This is a genomic window from Pseudomonas sp. UV AK001, assembly GCF_046097675.1.
GTDB classification, from domain to species: domain Bacteria; phylum Pseudomonadota; class Gammaproteobacteria; order Pseudomonadales; family Pseudomonadaceae; genus Aquipseudomonas; species Aquipseudomonas kribbensis.
In genome coordinates this window covers 187,935-207,325 of sequence record NZ_JBJUVZ010000005.1, presented here as the reverse complement: position 1 = coordinate 207,325, position 19,391 = coordinate 187,935, and the positions used below count along the sequence as shown (strand labels likewise).

Genomic DNA, 19,391 nt, shown 5'->3' with positions numbered 1-19,391 from the left:
AAAAAAACCAATTTTTTTGCTGGCAGGGGTTTACAGTTAAAAAGACGCTCCGTATAGTGCGCGCCATCGACGACGTACAGACGCCGTCGAGATGCCCAGGTGGTGAAATTGGTAGACACGCCAGCTTCAGGTGCTGGTGACCTTACGGTCGTGGAAGTTCGAGTCTTCTCCTGGGCACCAATTTCGAGTTTGAGACTAGATCAGTTTCAAGGCTCACACAAAAACCCGCGAAAGCGGGTTTTTTGCATTCTGCGTTCCGTCTTTTTTCTGAAATTGATTTATTAAAATCAAATCAGGGGTTTACAGATCAAAAGGCGCTCCGTATAGTGCGCCACATCAACAGCGGCAACGCTGAAGATGAAGCCCAGATGGTGAAATTGGTAGACACGCCAGCTTCAGGTGCTGGTGACCTTACGGTCGTGGAAGTTCGAGTCTTCTTCTGGGCACCAATTCAAATTCAAGGTCACGATCTTGAATCTCACAAAAACCCGCGAAAGCGGGTTTTTGCGTTTCTGGCTTCCTGAAAACTCAGACCGCCCTACCAAACCCTTATCCTGCTCGCAAGGAGCATTTGAGAAACGATATCGTTTATCATTGTTGCAAGTTTTTGCAATGCGACAGTGAGGAACCCTGCGAATGATGTTTCGAAATACCCTGCGCCGCGGCTTGACCTTCACCCTGCTCGGCCTGGCACTCGCCACTCCCCTCACCCAGGCTGCCGATACGGTTTCCCTGACACTCTACAACGGTCAACACAAGGAAGTCGGCGACGCAATCGCCAAAGCCTTCGAAGCCAAGACCGGCATTCACGTCAATGTGCGCAAGGGCAGCAGTAACCAGCTCGCCAGCCAGATTATCGAAGAAGGCGACCGCTCTCCCGCCGACGTCATCTACACCGAAGAATCCCCGCCACTGAACAACCTCGGCGAACTCGGCCTGTTGGCCAAGACCGACGATGCCACTCTGGCCGTCCTGCCGAAAAAATACGTTGCCGGCAATGGCACCTGGATCGGTGTCACTGCAAGGGTTCGCGTAGTCGCCTTCAACCCGAAACTGGTCGATGAAAAAGACCTGCCCAAGTCGGTGCTGGATTTCGCCGATCCGCAGTGGCAAGGCAAGGTCGGTTTCGTGCCCACCAGCGGTGCCTTCCAGGAACAAGCCGTCGCCATCATCAAAAAACACGGTCGTGAAGCCGCCGAAGAATGGCTGACCGGCCTGCGCGCCTTCGGCAAGACCTACAGCAACAACATGGTCGCCCTCAAGGCTGTGGAAAACGGTGAAGTCGCCACCGTGCTGGTGAACAATTACTACTGGTTCGCCCTGCAACGGGAGAAAGGCAAGCTTGATTCCAAGCTGCATTACTTCACCGGTGGCGATGTGGGCGGTTTGATCACTGTCTCCAGCGCAGCGGTGCTGAAATCCAGCAAACATCCCAAAGAAGCCCAGCAGTTTCTCGCCTACATGGCCAGCGAAGAAGGCCAGCGCGTGATCACCCAGACGACTGCCGAGTATCCGCTGCACAACGGCATGGAATCGGATCGCGGCCTCAAGCCTTTCAGTGAACTGGAAGCGCCGGACGTTACCCCGGCCGATCTCGGAAATGCCGAAGAAGCGCTGGATCTGGAACGCGAAGTTGGCCTGAACTGATGAGCGCCTCGTTATCCGCCCCCGCCACGCGCGGGGGTTACGTGCCACGGCGCAAGCGGCCGTCGATCTGGCTGGTGCTGCCGGTGTTGCTGCTGGTAGTGATGAGCCTGTTGCCGCTGGCCTATGTCGGCCTCAAAGCCTGGCAGGCGGGTTGGTCCGAGGCGCTGCATTTGCTGTGGCGCCCTTACGTGTTCGGCCTGCTGCGCAACACGCTGGCGCTGATGGTCGGCGTAACCGTGACTTGCGGCGTGATCGGCCTGTCGCTGGCGTGGTTGCTGGAGCGCAGCAACCTGCCGGGCCGGCGTTTGTGGGGTGTGATTCTGTGTTTGCCGTTCGCGGTGCCGGCATTCGTCAGCAGCTTTACCTGGGTTTCGCTCAGTGCGCAGTTCGAAGGACTCGGCGGGGCGATTCTGGTGATGAGCCTGTCGAAATACCCGCTGATCTTTTTGCCAGTGGCCGCCACCCTGCGCAACCTTGACCCCTCCCTTGAAGAATCGGCACGGACGCTGGGCCAGAATCGCTGGGGCGTGTTTTTCCGCGTCACACTGCCCCTGCTCTGGCCTTCGCTGCTGGCCGGTTCTTTGCTGATCGCGCTGCACATGCTGGTGGAATTCGGCGCACTGTCGATCATTGGCCTGCAAACCTTCACCACCGCGATCTATCAGCAATTCGAACTGGAATTCAGCAATGCCAACGCGGCGATGCTGTCGGCGGTATTGCTGGCGCTGTGCTTGATGCTGTTGTGGCTGGAGTTGCGCGTGCGCGGCAAGGGCCGTCATGTGCGCACCGGCCAGGGCGCGGCGCGGCGGGCTGAACAAGTGCGACTCGGGCCGTGGACGGTCGCCGGTCAGTTGTATTGCCTGATGCTGGCGATTGTCGGCAGCGGGATTCCGTTGGGCATGCTGGCGTACTGGCTCGCGGTAGGATCGTCTGCCGCGTTCCCGGTGGCGGCAATCACCGAAGCGTTGCTGTCGTCGCTGGCGCTGTCGCTGGGTGGCGCGGGATTGTGTCTGCTACTGGCGGTGCCGGTCGGATTGCTGGTGGTGCGCTACAAGGGCCAACTGGCGATTTGGGCCGAGCGTCTGCCCTATCTGTTGCATGCCCTGCCGGGGCTGGTGATTGCGCTGACGCTGGTGTATTTCGCCCTGCACTACGTGCCGGCGCTGTATCAGACTTCCATGTTGTTGCTGATCGCGTATGCGCTGCTGTTCCTGCCACTGGCCCAGGCGCCGATCCGCACAGCGCTGAACAAGGCAGCTCCGCAACTGGAAGAAGCCGCCCGCACACTGGGCGCGTCATCGTTCACGGCGTTCTGCCGAGTGACCCTGCCGATCATCTTTCCGGCACTGGGCGCGGCGTTTGCGCTGGTGTTTCTGGATGCGATGAAGGAACTGACGGCGACGTTGCTGCTGAGTCCGACCGGGCTCAACACATTGGCAACCGAAGTCTGGGCACACACCGCGAATGTCGAGTTCGCAGCCGCAGCGCCTTATGCAGCGTTGTTGATCGTGGTGTCGGGGTTGCCCGTCTATTTGCTGACGACCCGGATGTATTTGAGCCGATAAAAAAATCGCAGCCGAGGCTGCGATTTTTTTTGCCTGTCATATCAGGCCCGGAACTGCCCCAGGCTGGCCTTGAGCTGCGCCGCCAGACCATCCAGCACCTTGCCGCTGGCCGTGGTTTCGACCACCGCCTGAGCGGCTTTCTCGGCCTGGGCATGAATCGTCTCGACCCGACCACGCACGGCCTGCGCACCCTGAGCCTGATGCGCCGCTGCCTGAGTCGCCAGACCAATCGCCGCATGCACCTGCTCGACCGACGCCTGCACCGACTGCTGCAACCGCGCGCTGTCACGCAGCACCAGCAAACCTTCGCTGGCCTGACGCCCGGCCTGACCAATCGCCTCAACCGCCTCACGGGCGCCCTGCTGCAAGGCCACGATGTGCGCCTGAATGTCACCGGTGGAGCTTTGAGTCTTGCTCGCCAGCGCGCGGACTTCGTCTGCCACTACCGCAAAGCCGCGACCGGTCTCACCGGCCCGGGCCGCCTCGATGGCGGCGTTGAGCGCCAGAAGATTGGTCTGTTCGGCGATGCCGTGAATCACGGTCAGCACCACTTCGATCTGCTCACTCTGCTGCGCCAGCCGCTCGATGACTTTCGCCCCGGTGTCGACCTGCCCCGCCAGCGCCTCGATCAGGCTGCCGACCTTGGCCGACGTGCGGGTGTTCTCATCGGTGGCCTGACGAATATCCACCACCTGCTTCAGCGCCGCCTGCATCGCATGGCTTTCCGATTGTGCTTCGTCGGCCATTTGCGACAGCGCGCGCAGGCTTTCGGCCACTTCATCGCGCTGCATCCCGGCCGCCGCATCGGCACCGGCGTTGCGCAAAGTCATGGCGCCGATTTCCACACCGGTGCGCTGGGCCACATCCCCGGCCTCGCGCACGATCGGTTGCAACTTATCCACAAAGCGGTTGACTGCCGATGCCATGTCGCCAATTTCGTCCTTGCTGTTGATCTGCACCCGCTTGGTCAGGTCGCCCTCGCCTGCCGCCAGGTCATCCATGGCAGCGTTGAGCATCTTCAAGCGATTGACCACACGGTGGCCGAGCACCACCGCCAACAGCAACAGCACGCCGGCGCCGACCAGCGCCAGCCCCATACCGATACGCCAGCGTAGTGTGGCAGCGGCGTCCTGTACGGTGTTGGTCGTGTTGGCTTTCATCTCGGCGGCGGTGGATTGCGCCGACTGCAGGCGCGCGCGCATGGCCGTGGCGCTGTCGGCGGCGGCGCCCTTGAGGCTGTCGCCGACCAGTTGATCACTGCTGGCGATCAGCGCCGAGAAGCGCTGATCGAGTGCCGCCAGATCGGTGTCCACCGAGGCCGTCGAGACGCCCATCAGCACTTTGCCGATCTCCACGCCGTTGGGATTGATCGAGGCTTCGAGGTAATAGACCGAGGGATCATGCTTCGCCGCATCCAGCACCTTATCCAGCGCCCGCTCGCCCTGGCCTTTTTCCAGAAGGGCCTTGTTGATCGGGTTTTCGCGGTTGAGATAGCGGGTCAGATGCTGGCCGGTGGCGTCGTCGTAAACCACGAACAGCACGTTGGGATTGCGCTGGGCCCGGCGGGCGAATTCGGACAGGGTCGGCACATCGCTGTCCCACATGGCGCGAGGCGCTACGGAGGCGAGCAACTGGGCCATGTCGTTGGCCGAGTCCTTCAGGTCTTTTTCCAGGGTCGCACGCAGTTGTGCCTGCTCCTCCTTCAGACGCGAGGACAGGCCGGCAGTCAAACGCTGGCGAGTATTGGTGGACAAGGTATCGAGGCTCGACGTGACTTCACGCCCGGCCTGCTCCAGCTCACCGGAGAGCTTCTGGCTGTCGGCGCCCAGGCGAGTGCCCAGATCGGCTTCCAGCGCGGTGACGGTGCTCCGCGTCAGGGCGACGGCCACCAACACCTGCACCAAAAGGGCGATACCAAGGGTAACGAATACGGGCCGCAACAAACGGCTTTGTAACAGTGAGAGAACGGCCGACACTGTGAATCCCTCTACTTCTGACGCCATTAATTTGATGGCACTCTTGTAGACAGATTCACAGCAAAGGTCATGCCGTCCAACAGGCATAAACGACAAAGGCCCCGATGAAGGGGCCTTTGTGTTTTTACATCAACGACTTATCAAGCGAACGGATGACGCAGAACGATGGTTTCGTTGCGGTCCGGGCCCGTCGAAATAATGTCGATCGGCGCGCCGATCAACTCTTCAACGCGCTTGATGTAGGCGCGAGCGTTGGCCGGCAGCTCTTCCAGGGTCTTGGCACCCACGGTCGATTCGGTCCAGCCCGGCACTTCTTCGTACACAGGCTGCAGGCCCACATAGCTGTCAGCGTCAGTCGGCGCAACAGCGTTGCCTTGCGCGTCTTTGTAGCCGGTGCAGATGTTGATGGTTTCCAAGCCGTCGAGTACGTCCAGCTTGGTCAGGCAGATGCCCGAGATGCTGTTCACATCGATAGCGCGACGCAGGATAACGGCGTCGAACCAGCCGCAACGACGGGCACGGCCGGTGGTCGCACCGAACTCGTGACCCTGCTTGGCCAGGTGCGCGCCGACTTCGTCGAACAGCTCGGTCGGGAACGGGCCCGAACCTACGCGAGTGGTGTAAGCCTTGGTGATGCCCAGGATGTAGTCCAGGAACATCGGGCCAACGCCCGAACCGGTCGCCACACCACCGGCGGTGGTGTTGGAGCTGGTCACGTACGGGTAGGTACCGTGGTCGATGTCGAGCAACGAACCCTGGGCGCCTTCGAACATGATGTCTTTGCCGGCGCGACGCAGGTCGTGCAGCTCGGCAGTGACGTCCAGCATCAGCGGCTTCAGCAGCTCGGCGTACTCCTTGCACTCGGCCAGGGTCTTTTCGAACTCGATGGCCGGCTCTTTGTAGTAACCGACCAGCATGAAGTTGTGGTAGTCCACCAGTTCACGCAGCTTGTCTTCGAAGCGCGGCATGTTGAGCAGGTCGCCCACACGCAGGCCACGACGTGCAACCTTGTCTTCGTAAGCCGGGCCGATGCCGCGACCGGTGGTGCCGATCTTCAGCTCGCCACGGGCCTTTTCACGGGCCTGGTCCAGCGCCACGTGGAAGGACAGGATCAGCGGGCAGGACGGGCTGATACGCAGGCGCTCGCGCACCGGTACGCCTTTCTCTTCCAGCTTGGTGATCTCGCGCAGCAGGGCGTCAGGTGCAACCACCACGCCGTTGCCGATCAGGCACTGCACGCCTTCGCGCAGCACGCCCGACGGGATCAGGTGCAGGACGGTTTTTTCACCGTCGATCACCAGTGTGTGGCCAGCGTTGTGGCCACCTTGGTAGCGCACTACGGCGGCAGCATGTTCGGTCAGCAGATCAACGATCTTGCCTTTGCCCTCATCACCCCACTGGGTGCCCAGGACTACGACATTCTTACCCATAACACTTGTCCTCATTCGCGCAAACTTGGTGCCGGCGTTGGCCGGCAGGAAAACTCAAGAAGCCAGTGGCGATACTTGCCAAAGCCCGTTCTGCTGGATCAATTGCCGGTCGCAGTCCGCATCACGGGCGGCGGCCAAAGGTTGTCCAGGCAATGCCTGAACGACACGCTGACCCTCACTGCGCAACTGGCAAACCTGCTGCCAGAGTGCCGCATCCGTACTGTCAGGCATCCAGATACCGCCAGACGGTAGCTCGACCTCAGCACGCCCCAGGGTCACCAGGGTTTTCAAATCGGTGGAAAAGCCGGTTGCCGGACGGGCGCGACCGAAGTCGGCGCCGATGTCGTCGTAGCGACCGCCCTGAGCGATGGACTGGCCGACACCCGGCACGAACACGGCGAACACCACACCGGTGTGGTAGTGGTAGCCGCGCAGCTCGCCCAGATCGAAGTACAGCGGCAGCTCCGGGAAGCGCGCCGACAGTCGCTCGGCAATCGCCAGCAAATCTTCCAGCGCCGCCAGTACCGGCGCCGGCGCATTGGCCAGACGCTCACGGGCAGCGCTCAACACTTCACGGCCGCCGCACAGGTCGACCAACGCACGCAGCATGCCGGACAGATCAGCCGGCAGGCCTTCGGTCAGGGTAATGACCTCGTCGATGGCCTTGCGTTGCAACGCATCGAACAGCTGCTGCTCGACTTCACCCGACAGACCGGCCGCCTGGGCCAGACCACGGTAGATGCCAACGTGACCCAGATCCATGTGCACATCCGGCACATCGGCCAGTTGCAGCATGGCCAGCATCAGGCTGATGACTTCAACGTCGCTGCTCGGGCTGGCATCGCCGTACAACTCGGCGCCCAACTGGATCGGGCTGCGCGAGGACGACAAGGCACGTGGCTGGGCATGCAGCACGCTGCCGGCGTAGCACAGACGGCTCGGGCCTTCGCGACGCAGGGTGTGCGCATCGATGCGCGCCACTTGCGGCGTGATGTCGGCACGGAAACCCATCTGCCGGCCCGATTGCGGGTCGATGACCTTGAAGGTACGCAGATCCAGGTCCTGGCCCGCGCCGGTCAGCAGGGATTCCAGGTACTCGATATGGGGAGTCACGACAAACTCGTAACCCCAGCTCTGGAACAGATCCAACACCTGACGACGCGCGACTTCAATGCGCGCCGCTTCCGGTGGCAGTACTTCTTCGATGCCATCTGGCAGCAGCCAGCGGTCTACCGTTGCCATTACGCCATTCCCCTTAGATCCGGGCGGCCAGCCCGAGGGCGAGCCTTGAGTGAAGCAGAAAATGACCGGCCCGTTCAAAACGCACGCGCATGAACGACGCGGCGAAAGGCCTGTTACCGGCTTCGCCCATCACTTTCCTCGAAAAACTGCCGGGTCATTCAACCCGATCTTCTGCAACAAAAACAGCAATCAAACGTGCAGACGCAAAAAAGCCGGGAATTTCCCGGCTGCCGCATCATACACACGTTTTCCGAAAGGATCACCCCGCCCGAGGTTTTAGCCGCCGGGCGGAATGATTCAGGTCAACGTCGTATCAAGGCTTGGACTTTTCCAGGTAACGGAAGAAGTCGCTGCCTGGGTCGAGGACCATGACGTCGGATTTGTTCGCGAAGCTTTCACGGTAGGCACGCAGGCTGCGGTAGAAACCGTAGAACTCCTGATCCTGACCGTAGGCCTTGGAGTAGATCGCAGCGGCCTGGGCGTCACCGTCACCGCGAATCTCTTCGGATTCACGATAGGCTTCAGCCAGCAGCACGCGGCGCTGACGATCGGCGTCGGCACGGATGCCCTCGGCCAGCTCGTTACCCTTGGCGCGGTGCTCGCGAGCTTCACGCTCACGCTCGGTGCTCATACGTTCGAACACGCTGCGGTTCACTTCTTTCGGCAGATCGATGGCCTTGACCCGGACATCGACCACTTCGATACCCAGCTCTTTTTCCGCCATCTTGTTCAGCGACGCCGTGATGTCAGCCATCAGCGCATCGCGCTCACCGGACACCACTTCGTGCAGGGTACGTTTACCGAACTGGTCACGCAGGCCCGATTCCAGACGACGGGACAGACGCTCGTCGGCGATCTGCTTGAGGCCGGAGGTCGCGGTGTAGAAGCGCTCGGCATCTTTCACGCGCCACTTGGCGTAGGCATCGACCATCACGGCTTTCTTTTCCAGGGTCAGGAAGCGTTGCGTCGGTGCATCCAGCGTCATCAGACGTGCGTCGAATTTACGCACCTGGTTAACGTAAGGCACCTTCACATGCAGACCCGGCTGGACATCGGCCTGAACCACGCGACCGAACTGCAGCAGCACCGCACGCTCGGTCTGAGCCACGATGTAGAAGCAGTTCCAGCCAACCAGTACCACAACAACGCCAACGATCAGGGCGATCAGCGATTTATTGCTCATCAGCGGGTCTCCCTTGTACGTGTCTGCGGCAGGTCAGTGACATGCGGCACGACATCCGTGTTGTTGCTGGCGGCGGCTGAACCGGTGACCGGTGCACTGCTGCCCGAGCTGTTCTGAATCATCTTGTCCAGCGGCAGGTAAAGCAGGTTGCTCTGGCCATTCTTGTTGCCGGTCACGAGAACCTTGCTGGTGCTGCTGAAGACTTCCTGCATGGTGTCCAGGTACAGACGCTGACGAGTGACCTCGGGCGCCTTGCGGTACTCGGCAACCAGCTTGGTGAAGCGATCGGCCTCACCCTTGGCGCGGGAGACCGTTTCGTCACGGTAGCCGTTGGCATCTTCGAGGATGCGCTGGGCCTGACCACGGGCTTCCGGCACCACACCGTTGGCGTAGGTTTCAGCCTGGTTGCGCGAACGCTGCTCGTCTTCACGGGCGCGGATCACGTCATCGAAGGCTTCCTGCACTTCACGCGGTGCAGCTGCGCTCTGTACGTTGACCTGGGTGACGGTGATACCGGTGCGATAGGTATCGAGGAAACGTTGCAGACGTTCCTTGATCTCGCTGGCCATCAGCTCACGACCTTCGGTCAGCACCTGGTCCATCGCGGTGGAACCCACCACATGGCGCAGCGCACTGTCGGTCGCATGCTGCAGGCTGATTTCCGGCTGGTCGACGTTCAGCACAAAGTCCTGCAGGTTGCTGATCTTGTACTGCACGGTCAGTGGCACTTCGACGATGTTCTCGTCTTCGGTCAGCATCTGGCCCTGCTTGGTGTAGGCACGCTCGCGCGTGACGTTTTCCATGTACTTCTTGTCGATCGGCGGGAAGTAGATGTTCAGGCCCGGGCCGACGGTCTCGTAGTACTTGCCGAAGCGCAGCACCACGGCCTGCTCCTGCTCGTCCACCACGTACACCGCGCTGTACAGCCACACGGCCGCCAGCACGACGAGGCCGATGCCGAGCAGGCCGCCGAAGCCGCCACTCTTGCCCGAACCGCCACCGTCATCACCACCCCGTTTTTTACCACCACCGAACAACCCGTTCAGGCTTTCCTGCAGCTTTCGGAAGGCCTCGTCGAGATCTGGTGGTCCCTTGCGGTCGCCGTTATTGCGGCGCTTGCCACCCCAAGGATCCTGATTGTTCGAGTTGCCACCCGGCTCATTCCAAGCCATAGCGCTCTCCATCTGATAAAGCAAAGACGCACCCACGGCGCGCCGACCAATGCTACAGAATGCCTGCCGTTGCGGCACAACCGCTTTTTCAGGCTTTTATTGCAAAGTGTGTTGCTCGATGAACTCCGTCGGCACAACGCCTTCACGACTGACCAGTCGATTGAGCTCCGAGCGCGGCAATCGAATGGCCAGCAAGCTGACACCTTCTTCGTCGTATTCTTCTTTCTGTACCGCGCCCAGTTCGAAGAACTGTGCACGCAGACGCGCAAACCGCTGGGGTAGACGCAAGGTTCCGACAAACAAATCACTGCCCAGCAATTCGGCAATGGCTTGCTCAAGCAATTCCAGACCAGTGCCATCACGCGCCGACAACCAGACCCGTTGAGGTTTGCCGTTTTCGTCGCGCTGGATTTGTGGCTCAACGCCTTCAAGCAAATCGAGTTTGTTATAGACCTCGAGGATCGGCAAGTCCTGGGCACCAATCTCGCCCAGCACCACCATTACCTGCTCGATCTGCAACATGCGATCCGGTTCGGCCGCATCGATCACGTGCAACAGCAGGTCGGAATTGCTCGACTCTTCGAGCGTAGACCGAAATGCCTCGACCAGCTTGTGCGGCAAGTGACGAATGAAACCCACGGTATCGGCCAGAACGATCGGCCCCAGGTCGTCCAGTTCCAGACGGCGCAGGGTCGGATCCAGCGTGGCGAACAGCTGGTCGGCCGCATAGACCTCGGACTTCGTCACGTTATTGAACAGCGTGGATTTGCCGGCGTTGGTATAGCCCACCAGAGACACGGTAGGGATATCCGCACGAGAACGGCCGCGACGCGACTGTTCGCGCTGACTGCGAACTTTTTCCAGCCGGCCCTTGATCTGGCGCAGGCGAACCCGCAGCAGGCGTCGGTCGGTTTCGAGCTGGGTTTCACCCGGGCCGCGCATGCCGATACCGCCACCCTGTCGCTCAAGGTGAGTCCAGCCGCGAACCAGCCGGGTGCTCATGTGGTCAAGCTGGGCCAGTTCAACCTGGAGCTTGCCCTCATGGGTACGGGCGCGTTGGGCAAAAATATCGAGAATCAGACCGGTACGGTCGATCACGCGACACTCGAACACACGTTCGAGGTTACGTTCCTGACTGGGCGTAAGGGTGTGATTGAAGATGACCAGATCGGCTTCTTCGGCGTGTACCAGATCGCGAAGTTCCTCGACCTTGCCGCTGCCGATCAGGTATTTGGCGGTTGGCCGATGACGCGGTACGTTAAAAAACGCAACGGTCTCGGCGCCTGCCGAATTTGCCAGTTCCTGAAACTCCTGCGGATCTTCGCGCGCCTCAGGGTCCTGTCCATCCAAGTGAACGAGGATGACTCGCTCACCACCACCGTGGCGCTCAAAGAACAAAGGAGACTCCTATCAGGCGTTACCTGGCTCAGCGTCACCTGCTTCGGATTCGGTTGCACTTGGCAGACGAATTGGACGAACCGGCACGACTGTAGAGATAGCGTGTTTGTAAACCATCTGGCTGACGGTGTTCTTCAGCAGGATAACGAACTGGTCGAACGACTCGATCGTGCCTTGCAGTTTGATACCGTTGACCAGGTAGATGGAAACCCCAACTTTCTCTTTACGTAAAGTATTCAAGTAAGGGTCTTGTAGCGAATGCCCTTTTGACATGTGCCGCACTCCTTTAAGGATTCAATATAAAAAATAGGTAATCAGATGGCTTTTGCCGCCACACCCCCAAGGATAGACGGCAATTGCAAGGACTCAGCTCAATATGGAGATGGTCCCAAGGTATTTCAAGGCGCGTGGCAGATTGTCGCAATCCAGACTGTCGAGCCAGTGCAAATCGTCCCAGCTGCGCAGCCAGGTAAACTGGCGTTTGGCCAATTGGCGCGTGGCGATGATGCCCCGCTCCTGCATTTCGGCCGCCGTCAGCTTGCCATCCAGGTAATCCCAGACTTGGCGGTAGCCTACCGCACGTATAGACGGCAACCCGGCATGCAGGTCACTTCTATTACGCAGGGCTACGACCTCGTCGATGAATCCCTGTTCCAGCATATTTGTGAATCTTTGTTTAATGCGGTCATGCAGTACCTGACGATTTGCCGGAGCAATGGCCAAGTTCGCGACAGTATAGGGCAATTGTTGCCGTCCCGATGCCGCGGCTTCGGTACTTTGTACAGATTGCTTCAGCCGCAGTTCAGTCATGCTCTGACCGCTGACCCGGTAAACTTCCAGCGCACGACTCAGGCGTTGTGGATCGTTCGGGTGAATACGCGCCGCCGATTCCGGATCGATTGCTGCCAGTTGATCGTGCAGGGCTTGCCAGCCAAGGCGTGCAGCCTCTTCTTCGATCTGTGCGCGAACCTCGGGATCCGCCGCTGGCATGTCCGCCAGACCTTCGACCAAAGCCTTGTAATAGAGCATCGTGCCGCCCACCAGCAGCGGAATTTTTCCGCGCGCGGTGATTTCGGCCATGGCTTGCAGGGCATCGCGGCGGAAATCCGCAGCCGAATAAGCCTCGGCCGGGTCGAGAATGTCGATCAGGCGATGTGGATACTCGGCCAGAAGTTCTTTCGATGGCTTGGCGGTGCCGATGTCCATGCCGCGATAGACCAGCGCCGAGTCGACACTGATCAACTCGCACGGCAGCACCTTGGTCAGCTCGATGGCCAGGTCGGTTTTGCCCGCAGCGGTCGGGCCCATCAGGAAAATCGCTGGAGGAAGCTGGCTCATCAACGACCGCGCAGGAACAGTTTGTCCAGATCGTCCAGGCCCAGCTGGGTCCAGGTCGGTCGGCCATGGTTGCATTGACCGCTGCGCTCGGTGTTTTCCATGTCGCGCAGCAGGCCGTTCATTTCCGGCAAGGCCAGGCGGCGGTTGGCGCGGATCGCGCCGTGGCAGGCCATGGTGCCGAGCAGTTCGTTCAGGTGTGCCTGGATCCGGTCGCTGGTGCCGTATTCCATCAAGTCCGACAGCACGTCGCCCACCAGACGGTTGGCCTCGGCCTGCTTGAGCAAGGCCGGAATCTGCCGGATCGCCAGGGTTTCCGGGCCCAGACGCTGCAACTCGAACCCGAGACGCTGGAACCACGCCGCGTGTTCTTCAGCGCAATCGGCCTCGCGCTGACTGACCGCCAGCGACTCCGGCACCAGCAACGGCTGGCCGCTCAAACCTTCGCTGGCCATGGCGATCTTCAGGCGCTCATACATGATCCGCTCGTGAGCGGCGTGCATGTCCACCAAAACCAGGCCATGGGCGTTCTCGGACAGAATGTAGATGCCCTTGAGCTGCGCCAGTGCGTAGCCCAGCGGCGGAATGTCTTCCTGACCGGCCGGCAATGCGTTGGCATTCGCCTCGGGCAGCGGAGCAAAAAACTCGCGATACGCGGCCTGGGCCTCGGCAGCCGGGACGGCAGGTTGCGGACGTGGCGTGTATTGATACTGATAGGCGCCGCCAGTGCTCGCGCCCGACGAGGTATTGAACGCCGGTTGTGCTTGCGGCTGCTCCAGCAACGCATTGGCGGCCAGACGCATTTCACCCTGCGGGCCGAATTCACCGGCCTCGAGACCGGTTGGCCGCACGATGGCAGTAGTGACCGAGCCGGCAAGCTGATCTTCCGGGCGTACATCGCCCAGCGCACGGTGCAGCGTGCCATAAAGGAAGTCATGCACCATGCGCCCGTCACGGAAGCGCACTTCGTGTTTGGTCGGGTGCACGTTGACGTCGACCGCTGCAGGGTCGACTTCAAAAAACAGCGCAAACGTCGGATGCCGGCCGTTGAACAGCACATCGCGATAAGCCTGACGAACCGCGTGAGCCACCAGTTTGTCGCGCACCGCACGGCCGTTGACGAAGAAATACTGCAAATCCGCCTGACTGCGGTTGAAGGTCGGCAGACCGACCCAGCCCCACAGGTGCAGGCCGTTGCGCTCGATCTCGATCGGCAGCGCCTGCTCCAGGAAGCCCGAACCGCAGATCGCCGCCACACGCCGGGCGCGGGCCGCATCATCGTGGGCCTCGTGCAGACTGAGGATGGTCTTGCCGTTGTGGCGCAAATGGAACGCCACGTCGAAACGCGCCAGCGCCAGACGCTTGATCACTTCCTGCAGGTGATCGAATTCGGTTTTTTCGGTCTTGAGAAATTTGCGCCGTGCCGGGGTGTTGAAGAACAGGTCACGGACTTCCACCGAGGTGCCGACCGGGTGCGCCGCCGGCTGAACGCGGGGCGCCATGTCGCGGCCTTCGGTTTCGACCTGCCAGGCCTGATCGGCGTCGCGGGTGCGGGAGGTCAGGGTCAGGCGCGCCACGGAACTGATCGACGCCAGTGCCTCGCCCCGGAAGCCCAGGCTCATCACCTGTTCGAGGTCTTCAAGGTTGCGGATTTTGCTGGTGGCGTGACGGGCCAGCGCCAGCGGCAGGTCATCGGCGGAAATGCCGCTGCCATCGTCGCGCACCCGCAGCAGCTTGACGCCGCCCTGCTCGACATCGACGTCGATGCGTCTGGCGCCGGAGTCGAGGCTGTTTTCCAGCAACTCCTTGATCACCGAGGCCGGGCGCTCGACCACCTCGCCGGCGGCGATCTGGTTCGCCAGCCGTGGGCTGAGCAGTTCGATACGCGCTGCGTTCAGAACCTGATTCATTCTTTGGACGCCAGTTCAGTGCCCGGAATGGTCAGGTGCTGACCGACCTTCAGCTCATCGCTGCTCAGGTTGTTGGCACTGCGCAGAGTCGCTGCCGATACCTGATAACGCACCGCAATCATGGCCAGGGTTTCGCCGGGGCTGACCCGATGATCACGCGGCCCTTGGGCGATCTTGCCCGAATCACGCAGCCACGCAATGTAAGTGCCCGGCGGCGGGTTCTGCTGGAAGAACTGACGCACGCCGCTGCTGATCGAACGCGCCAGCGCCTGCTGGTGGCTCGAGGCCGAGAGCTTGTTCGCTTCGTTGGCGTTGGAGATGAAGCCGGTTTCCACCAGGATCGACGGGATGTCCGGCGACTTCAGCACCATGAACCCGGCCTGTTCCACACGTTGCTTGTGCAGCGGCGTGACGCGGCCGATGTTGGTCAGGACCTTCTGGCCGACGTTGAGGCTGGAGGTCAGGGAGGCAGTCATCGACAGGTCGAGCAGAACGCCGGCGAGCATGCGGTCCTTGTCATCGAGGCTGACGTTGCCGGCACCACCGATCAGGTCGGAACGGTTTTCGCTGTCGGCCAGCCAACGGGCGGTCTCCGACGTTGCGCCACGGTCGGACAAGGCAAACACCGAAGCCCCGAAGGCCGCTGCAGATGGCGCGGCGTCGGCGTGGATCGAAACGAACAGGTCGGCGCCCTTCTTGCGGGCGATTTCGGTACGGCCGCGCAGCGGGATGAAGTAGTCGCCGGTACGGGTCAGTTCGGCGCGGAAGCCTTTCATGCCGTTGACCTGGCGTTGCAGTTCACGGGCGATCTGCAGCACTACGTCTTTCTCGCGCTGACCGCGTGAACCGGACGCACCCGGGTCTTCGCCGCCGTGACCGGCGTCGATCACCACAATGATGTCGCGTTTGCCGGCCGGGGCCGGGGGCAGTTTGATCGCAGGTTCGGCCGGGGTTACCGGAACGGCCGGAACAGTGGCAACCGTCGGTGCCGGCGCAGGGGTTGGCGGCGGCGCGGCATCGGCCGGGTTATCGAACAGGTCGACCACCAGACGGTTGCCATATTGCGCGTTCGGCGCCAGCGAGAAGCTTTTCGGGGTGACGGCTTTCTTCAGGTCGATGACCACCCGCAGATCGGTCGGCGTACGCTGGGCCGAGCGCATGGCGGTGATCGGTGTGTTGGCGGTGGAGACTTTCAACGGCGCGCCAAGGGTGGCGCCATTGATGTCGATCACCAGTCGATCCGGTGCGGTGAGGGTGAAGACGCTGTGCTGCACCGGGCCTGTCAGGTCGAACACCAGACGCGTGTTGTCCGGCGCCCGCCACAAGCGCACGCTGTTGACCTTCGTCTCGGCCACAGCGTTGACGGTTACTGCCATCAACATCAGTCCAGCGGCAGCCACCAACGCGCGAAAGCGCATACCTAACCCCATCATTTATTTGGATTCCAACGCCAAAGCGGCACACCAGGCCTCGCCACGCGAGCCCTGGGACAAAATAGTCAGCGAACGCCCGCTGTCTTGCGGGCTAATGGTAATGGTCAGGTCAGGCTTTGGCAAAAAGCCTGCACCTTTATCGGGCCACTCGATCAGGCACAGGGCGTCGTCTTCGAAATAGTCGCGGATGCCGAGAAACTCCAGCTCTTCCGGATCCACCAGGCGGTACAGGTCGAAGTGGAAGGCGCGGATGTCACCGATCTCGTAGGGTTCGACCAGGGTGAAGGTCGGACTTTTCACCGCACCGACATGCCCCAGCCCGCGAATGATGCCCCGCGACAGCGTGGTTTTGCCCATGCCGAGGTTGCCTTCGAGAAAAATCAGACCATGGCCGCCGGTCATCCGGGCGATCCGTGCGCCAAAGTCGCTCATTGCCTGTTCATCGGCCAGGTACAGGGTTACTTCAGACACGGTGCATGCTCCTCCAACAACTGACGAATGGCTGGAATCAGATCACTGGCCGCCAGCCCACGGCCGAATTTACCTTGTTGCGCCCCGGCGTTGGCGTGCAGCCAGACCGCCAGGCACGCTGCGTCGAACCCATTCATGCCCTGAGCCAGCAACGCGCCGACCAGACCGGCCAGCACATCGCCGAGGCCCGCAGTGGCCATGGCCGGATGGCCTTGATGACACAACGCCAGACGCCCGTCGGGATGAGCGATCAGACTACCGGCGCCCTTGAGCACCACCACCGCTGTGTATTTTTTGCTCAACGCCAGCGCCGCCGCCGGCCGATCCGCCTGCACCTCGGCAGTGCTGATCCCCAACAGTCGCGCCGCCTCCCCCGGATGCGGCGTGATCACGCAATCCTTTGGCAAACTGACGAAACCGGAGGCCAGCAGGTTCAACGCATCGGCATCCCATACTTGCGGCAGCGCCGCGTTGGCGGCGGCCGACAGCAGCGCCCGGCCCCAGCTCGCCTGTCCGAGCCCCGGGCCGACCACCAATACGGACACCTTTTCCAGCAGCCCCATCAGTTGATTGGCCGATGAAGCGCCCAACGCCATGGCTTCCGGAACCCGGCTCAACGCCGCCGGAACATGTTCCGGACGAGTTGCCAGTGACACCATCCCCGCCCCGCTACGCAAGGCGCTTTCGGTACTCAGCAGAATCGCCCCTCCAAAACCGTGATCGCCACCAATCAACAGAACATGGCCGAAACGCCCCTTGTGCACGGCCGGTGCACGGGCTGCCAGACGCGGCAGATTAGCGGCGTTGAGCCGGCGGGCGGCGACGGCAATGTCACTGTAGATTTCGGCAGGCGCTTGCAGATCGTTGAACAGCAGGTCGCCGACATGATCCGCCGCGTCCCCGGTAAACAGGCCAGGCTTGAGACCGATGAAGGTCACCGTGAGATCGGCGCGTACCGCGCTGCCCAGCACATGACCGGTGTCGGCACACAGGCCGGAAGGGATATCGACCGCCACCACGGGCAGGTCGCTGGCATTGATTGCCTCGATCGCAGACAAGTACGGCTCGCGCACCTCACCGTTCAAACCGGTGCCAAGCAACGCATCGACAAGAATTCCGCGCAATTCACCAGAAGCAGTCCACGCAGCAATCGCAACGCCTTCGGCCACCGCCTCGGCATGCGCCAGGGCCGCATCACCCTGCAATCGTTGCGGATCGCCGACGGCCAGCACCTGCACCGCCCAACCCGCACGGCGGGCAAGCGCAGCGATCAGATAACCATCGCCGGCGTTGTTGCCGTGGCCGGCCAGCACCGTCAGTTCGTTCGCCGAAGGCCATTGGCGTACCAGTGCGCGCCAGGTGGCATGGGCGGCACGCTGCATCAATTCGAAGCCCGGCGTACCGGCGGCAATCAGCCGTGCGTCGAGTGCCCGCACCTGCGCGGCGCGGTACAGCGCGTCGGGTAATTGATCTTTAGTGTGCGGCATGCGTCTTCAGGCTCCGATGTCTGGCAGAATTATACGCACCTCAGCTCCGGTTTCTCTCGCCTCATGTCCGCCATCACCACAGATCTTCCCGCCCTCGCCCAATCCATCAAGGACTGGGGCCGCGAGCTGGGCTTCCAGCAAGTCGGCATCAGCGGTCTGGACCTGGCCGAGCATGAGCAGCATCTGCAACGCTGGCTCGAGGCCGGCTACCACGGCGAAATGGACTACATGGGCGCCCACGGCAGCAAACGCTCGCACCCCGAAGAGCTGGTGCCGGGCACCTTGCGCGTGGTGTCGCTGCGCATGGACTACCTGCCGGGCGACACGCAAATGGCGCAAATGCTGGCGAAACCGGAAAAGGCCTACATCTCGCGTTATGCCTTGGGCCGCGATTATCACAAGTTGATCCGTAAACGCGTTCAACAACTGGCGGACAAGATTCAATCCGAAATCGGCCCGTTCGGCTTCCGCGCCTTCGTCGACAGCGCTCCGGTGCTGGAAAAAGCCATCGCCGAACAGGCGGGCCTGGGCTGGATCGGTAAAAACACTCTGGTGCTGAACCGCAAGGCCGGCAGTTATTTCTTTCTCAGCGAATTGTTCGTCGACCTGCCGCTGCCGGTGGATGAACCCCACAGCACCGAACATTGCGGGCGCTGTACCGCGTGCCTCGACATCTGCCCGACCAACGCCTTCGTCGGCCCGTATGTGCTGGATGCACGACGCTGCATTTCCTACCTGACCATCGAATTGAAGAACGCCATTCCCGAAGACTTGCGACCGCTGATCGGCAACCGCGTGTTCGGCTGCGACGACTGCCAGATCTGCTGCCCGTGGAACCGCTTCGCCCGCCCGTCCGGCGAAAGCGATTTCAAGCCACGGCACAATCTGGACAACGCCGAACTGGCAGAACTGTTTTTGTGGGATGAAGAGAAGTTTTTGAGCAGCACTGAAGGATCGCCATTGCGGCGTGCCGGGTATGAGCGCTGGTTAAGGAATCTGGCGGTGGGGTTGGGCAATGCGCCTTCAACGATTCCGGTGCTGGAAGCGTTGAAGGCGCGACGGGATCATCCGTCAGAGTTGGTTAGAGAGCATGTGGAGTGGGCGCTGCGCCAGCATGCGAAGAAAAGTAACTGAGCGCTCCG

General features: G+C 61.3%; 15 protein-coding genes and 2 tRNA genes. 5 read left to right on the top strand and 12 right to left on the bottom strand.

Translation table 11 applies throughout. The features are described from left to right. The first annotated feature begins 93 nt into the window (after positions 1-93). The 4 genes from ACKLNA_RS16375 to ACKLNA_RS16360 all read left to right on the top strand — a co-directional run bounded on the left by ACKLNA_RS16375 (position 94) and on the right by ACKLNA_RS16360 (position 3,212). Positions 94-180, top strand: a tRNA-Leu gene (locus tag ACKLNA_RS16375). Positions 181-362: 182 nt separating this feature from the next. Beyond that, positions 363-449, top strand: a tRNA-Leu gene (locus tag ACKLNA_RS16370). A gap of 187 nt (positions 450-636) precedes the next feature. Then, positions 637-1,647 carry an extracellular solute-binding protein gene (locus ACKLNA_RS16365; RefSeq protein ID WP_114881215.1) on the top strand — a complete coding sequence of 337 codons (1,011 nt, stop codon included), beginning with the start codon at positions 637-639 and terminating at the stop codon, positions 1,645-1,647. Continuing rightward, a complete protein-coding gene (locus ACKLNA_RS16360; RefSeq protein ID WP_408986447.1) occupies positions 1,647-3,212 on the top strand; it encodes an ABC transporter permease in 1,566 nt (521 codons plus the stop codon). Before ACKLNA_RS16365 ends, ACKLNA_RS16360 begins: the two co-directional genes overlap by 1 nt. A gap of 41 nt (positions 3,213-3,253) precedes the next feature. Here the strand turns inward: ACKLNA_RS16360 and ACKLNA_RS16355 are convergent, their stop codons facing one another. The 12 genes from ACKLNA_RS16355 to ACKLNA_RS16300 all read right to left on the bottom strand — a co-directional run bounded on the left by ACKLNA_RS16355 (position 3,254) and on the right by ACKLNA_RS16300 (position 18,249). Further along, positions 3,254-5,188 (bottom strand): methyl-accepting chemotaxis protein, encoded by a 1,935-nt coding sequence (locus ACKLNA_RS16355; protein ID WP_408986446.1) that lies wholly within the window; start codon positions 5,186-5,188, stop codon positions 3,254-3,256. 140 nt (positions 5,189-5,328) lie between these two features. Beyond that, positions 5,329-6,618, bottom strand: coding sequence for an adenylosuccinate synthase (locus ACKLNA_RS16350; protein WP_085711159.1), 1,290 nt, complete (start codon positions 6,616-6,618; stop codon positions 5,329-5,331). Between the two features lie 54 nt (positions 6,619-6,672). Then, entirely contained in the window at positions 6,673-7,860 is a 1,188-nt protein-coding gene (locus tag ACKLNA_RS16345) for an ATP phosphoribosyltransferase regulatory subunit (RefSeq protein WP_114881212.1), read from the bottom strand. Positions 7,861-8,173: 313 nt separating this feature from the next. Next, positions 8,174-9,043, bottom strand: coding sequence for a protease modulator HflC (hflC, locus tag ACKLNA_RS16340; protein WP_408986445.1), 870 nt, complete (start codon positions 9,041-9,043; stop codon positions 8,174-8,176). Continuing rightward, the gene (hflK, locus tag ACKLNA_RS16335) at positions 9,043-10,215 is read right to left on the bottom strand and encodes an FtsH protease activity modulator HflK (protein WP_085711157.1); all 1,173 of its coding nucleotides are present in this window, start codon (positions 10,213-10,215) and stop codon (positions 9,043-9,045) included. The genes hflC and hflK overlap by 1 nt, the downstream gene beginning before the upstream one ends. A 96-nt stretch (positions 10,216-10,311) precedes the next feature. After that, entirely contained in the window at positions 10,312-11,613 is a 1,302-nt protein-coding gene (hflX, locus tag ACKLNA_RS16330; protein WP_064379099.1) for a ribosome rescue GTPase HflX, read from the bottom strand. A gap of 12 nt (positions 11,614-11,625) precedes the next feature. Beyond that, complete coding sequence (gene hfq / locus ACKLNA_RS16325; protein ID WP_007902656.1) at positions 11,626-11,886, bottom strand: RNA chaperone Hfq; 261 nt, start codon at positions 11,884-11,886, stop codon at positions 11,626-11,628. Positions 11,887-11,979: 93 nt separating this feature from the next. Then, entirely contained in the window at positions 11,980-12,951 is a 972-nt protein-coding gene (gene miaA, locus ACKLNA_RS16320; protein ID WP_408986444.1) for a tRNA (adenosine(37)-N6)-dimethylallyltransferase MiaA, read from the bottom strand. After that, positions 12,951-14,858, bottom strand: a complete 1,908-nt coding sequence (mutL, locus tag ACKLNA_RS16315) for a DNA mismatch repair endonuclease MutL (RefSeq protein ID WP_408986443.1) — start codon at positions 14,856-14,858, stop codon at positions 12,951-12,953. The genes miaA and mutL overlap by 1 nt, the downstream gene beginning before the upstream one ends. Then, positions 14,855-16,240 (bottom strand): N-acetylmuramoyl-L-alanine amidase, encoded by a 1,386-nt coding sequence (locus ACKLNA_RS16310; protein WP_371320912.1) that lies wholly within the window; start codon positions 16,238-16,240, stop codon positions 14,855-14,857. Before ACKLNA_RS16310 ends, mutL begins: the two co-directional genes overlap by 4 nt. Before the next feature lie 51 nt (positions 16,241-16,291). Further along, entirely contained in the window at positions 16,292-16,762 is a 471-nt protein-coding gene (tsaE, locus tag ACKLNA_RS16305) for a tRNA (adenosine(37)-N6)-threonylcarbamoyltransferase complex ATPase subunit type 1 TsaE (protein WP_408986442.1), read from the bottom strand. After that, a complete protein-coding gene (locus tag ACKLNA_RS16300) occupies positions 16,750-18,249 on the bottom strand; it encodes an NAD(P)H-hydrate dehydratase (protein ID WP_408986441.1) in 1,500 nt (499 codons plus the stop codon). The genes tsaE and ACKLNA_RS16300 overlap by 13 nt, the downstream gene beginning before the upstream one ends. 63 nt (positions 18,250-18,312) lie before the next feature. Between ACKLNA_RS16300 and queG the strand changes: the two genes are divergently transcribed. Beyond that, complete coding sequence (gene queG / locus ACKLNA_RS16295; RefSeq protein WP_408986440.1) at positions 18,313-19,383, top strand: tRNA epoxyqueuosine(34) reductase QueG; 1,071 nt, start codon at positions 18,313-18,315, stop codon at positions 19,381-19,383. Positions 19,384-19,391 lie beyond the last annotated feature (8 nt).

Coding starts and splice junctions, on each gene's coding strand:
- ACKLNA_RS16365 (WP_114881215.1), top strand. CDS start 637: ATGATGTTTCGAAATACCCTGCGCCGCGGCTTGACCTTCACCCTGCTC.
- queG (WP_408986440.1), top strand. CDS start 18,313: ATGTCCGCCATCACCACAGATCTTCCCGCCCTCGCCCAATCCATCAAG.
- ACKLNA_RS16300 (WP_408986441.1), bottom strand. CDS start 18,249: ATGCCGCACACTAAAGATCAATTACCCGACGCGCTGTACCGCGCCGCG.
- ACKLNA_RS16310 (WP_371320912.1), bottom strand. CDS start 16,240: ATGTTGATGGCAGTAACCGTCAACGCTGTGGCCGAGACGAAGGTCAAC.
- ACKLNA_RS16350 (WP_085711159.1), bottom strand. CDS start 6,618: ATGGGTAAGAATGTCGTAGTCCTGGGCACCCAGTGGGGTGATGAGGGC.
- hflK (WP_085711157.1), bottom strand. CDS start 10,215: ATGGCTTGGAATGAGCCGGGTGGCAACTCGAACAATCAGGATCCTTGG.
- ACKLNA_RS16360 (WP_408986447.1), top strand. CDS start 1,647: ATGAGCGCCTCGTTATCCGCCCCCGCCACGCGCGGGGGTTACGTGCCA.
- miaA (WP_408986444.1), bottom strand. CDS start 12,951: ATGAGCCAGCTTCCTCCAGCGATTTTCCTGATGGGCCCGACCGCTGCG.
- hfq (WP_007902656.1), bottom strand. CDS start 11,886: ATGTCAAAAGGGCATTCGCTACAAGACCCTTACTTGAATACTTTACGT.
- mutL (WP_408986443.1), bottom strand. CDS start 14,858: ATGAATCAGGTTCTGAACGCAGCGCGTATCGAACTGCTCAGCCCACGG.
- ACKLNA_RS16345 (WP_114881212.1), bottom strand. CDS start 7,860: ATGGCAACGGTAGACCGCTGGCTGCTGCCAGATGGCATCGAAGAAGTA.
- hflC (WP_408986445.1), bottom strand. CDS start 9,043: ATGAGCAATAAATCGCTGATCGCCCTGATCGTTGGCGTTGTTGTGGTA.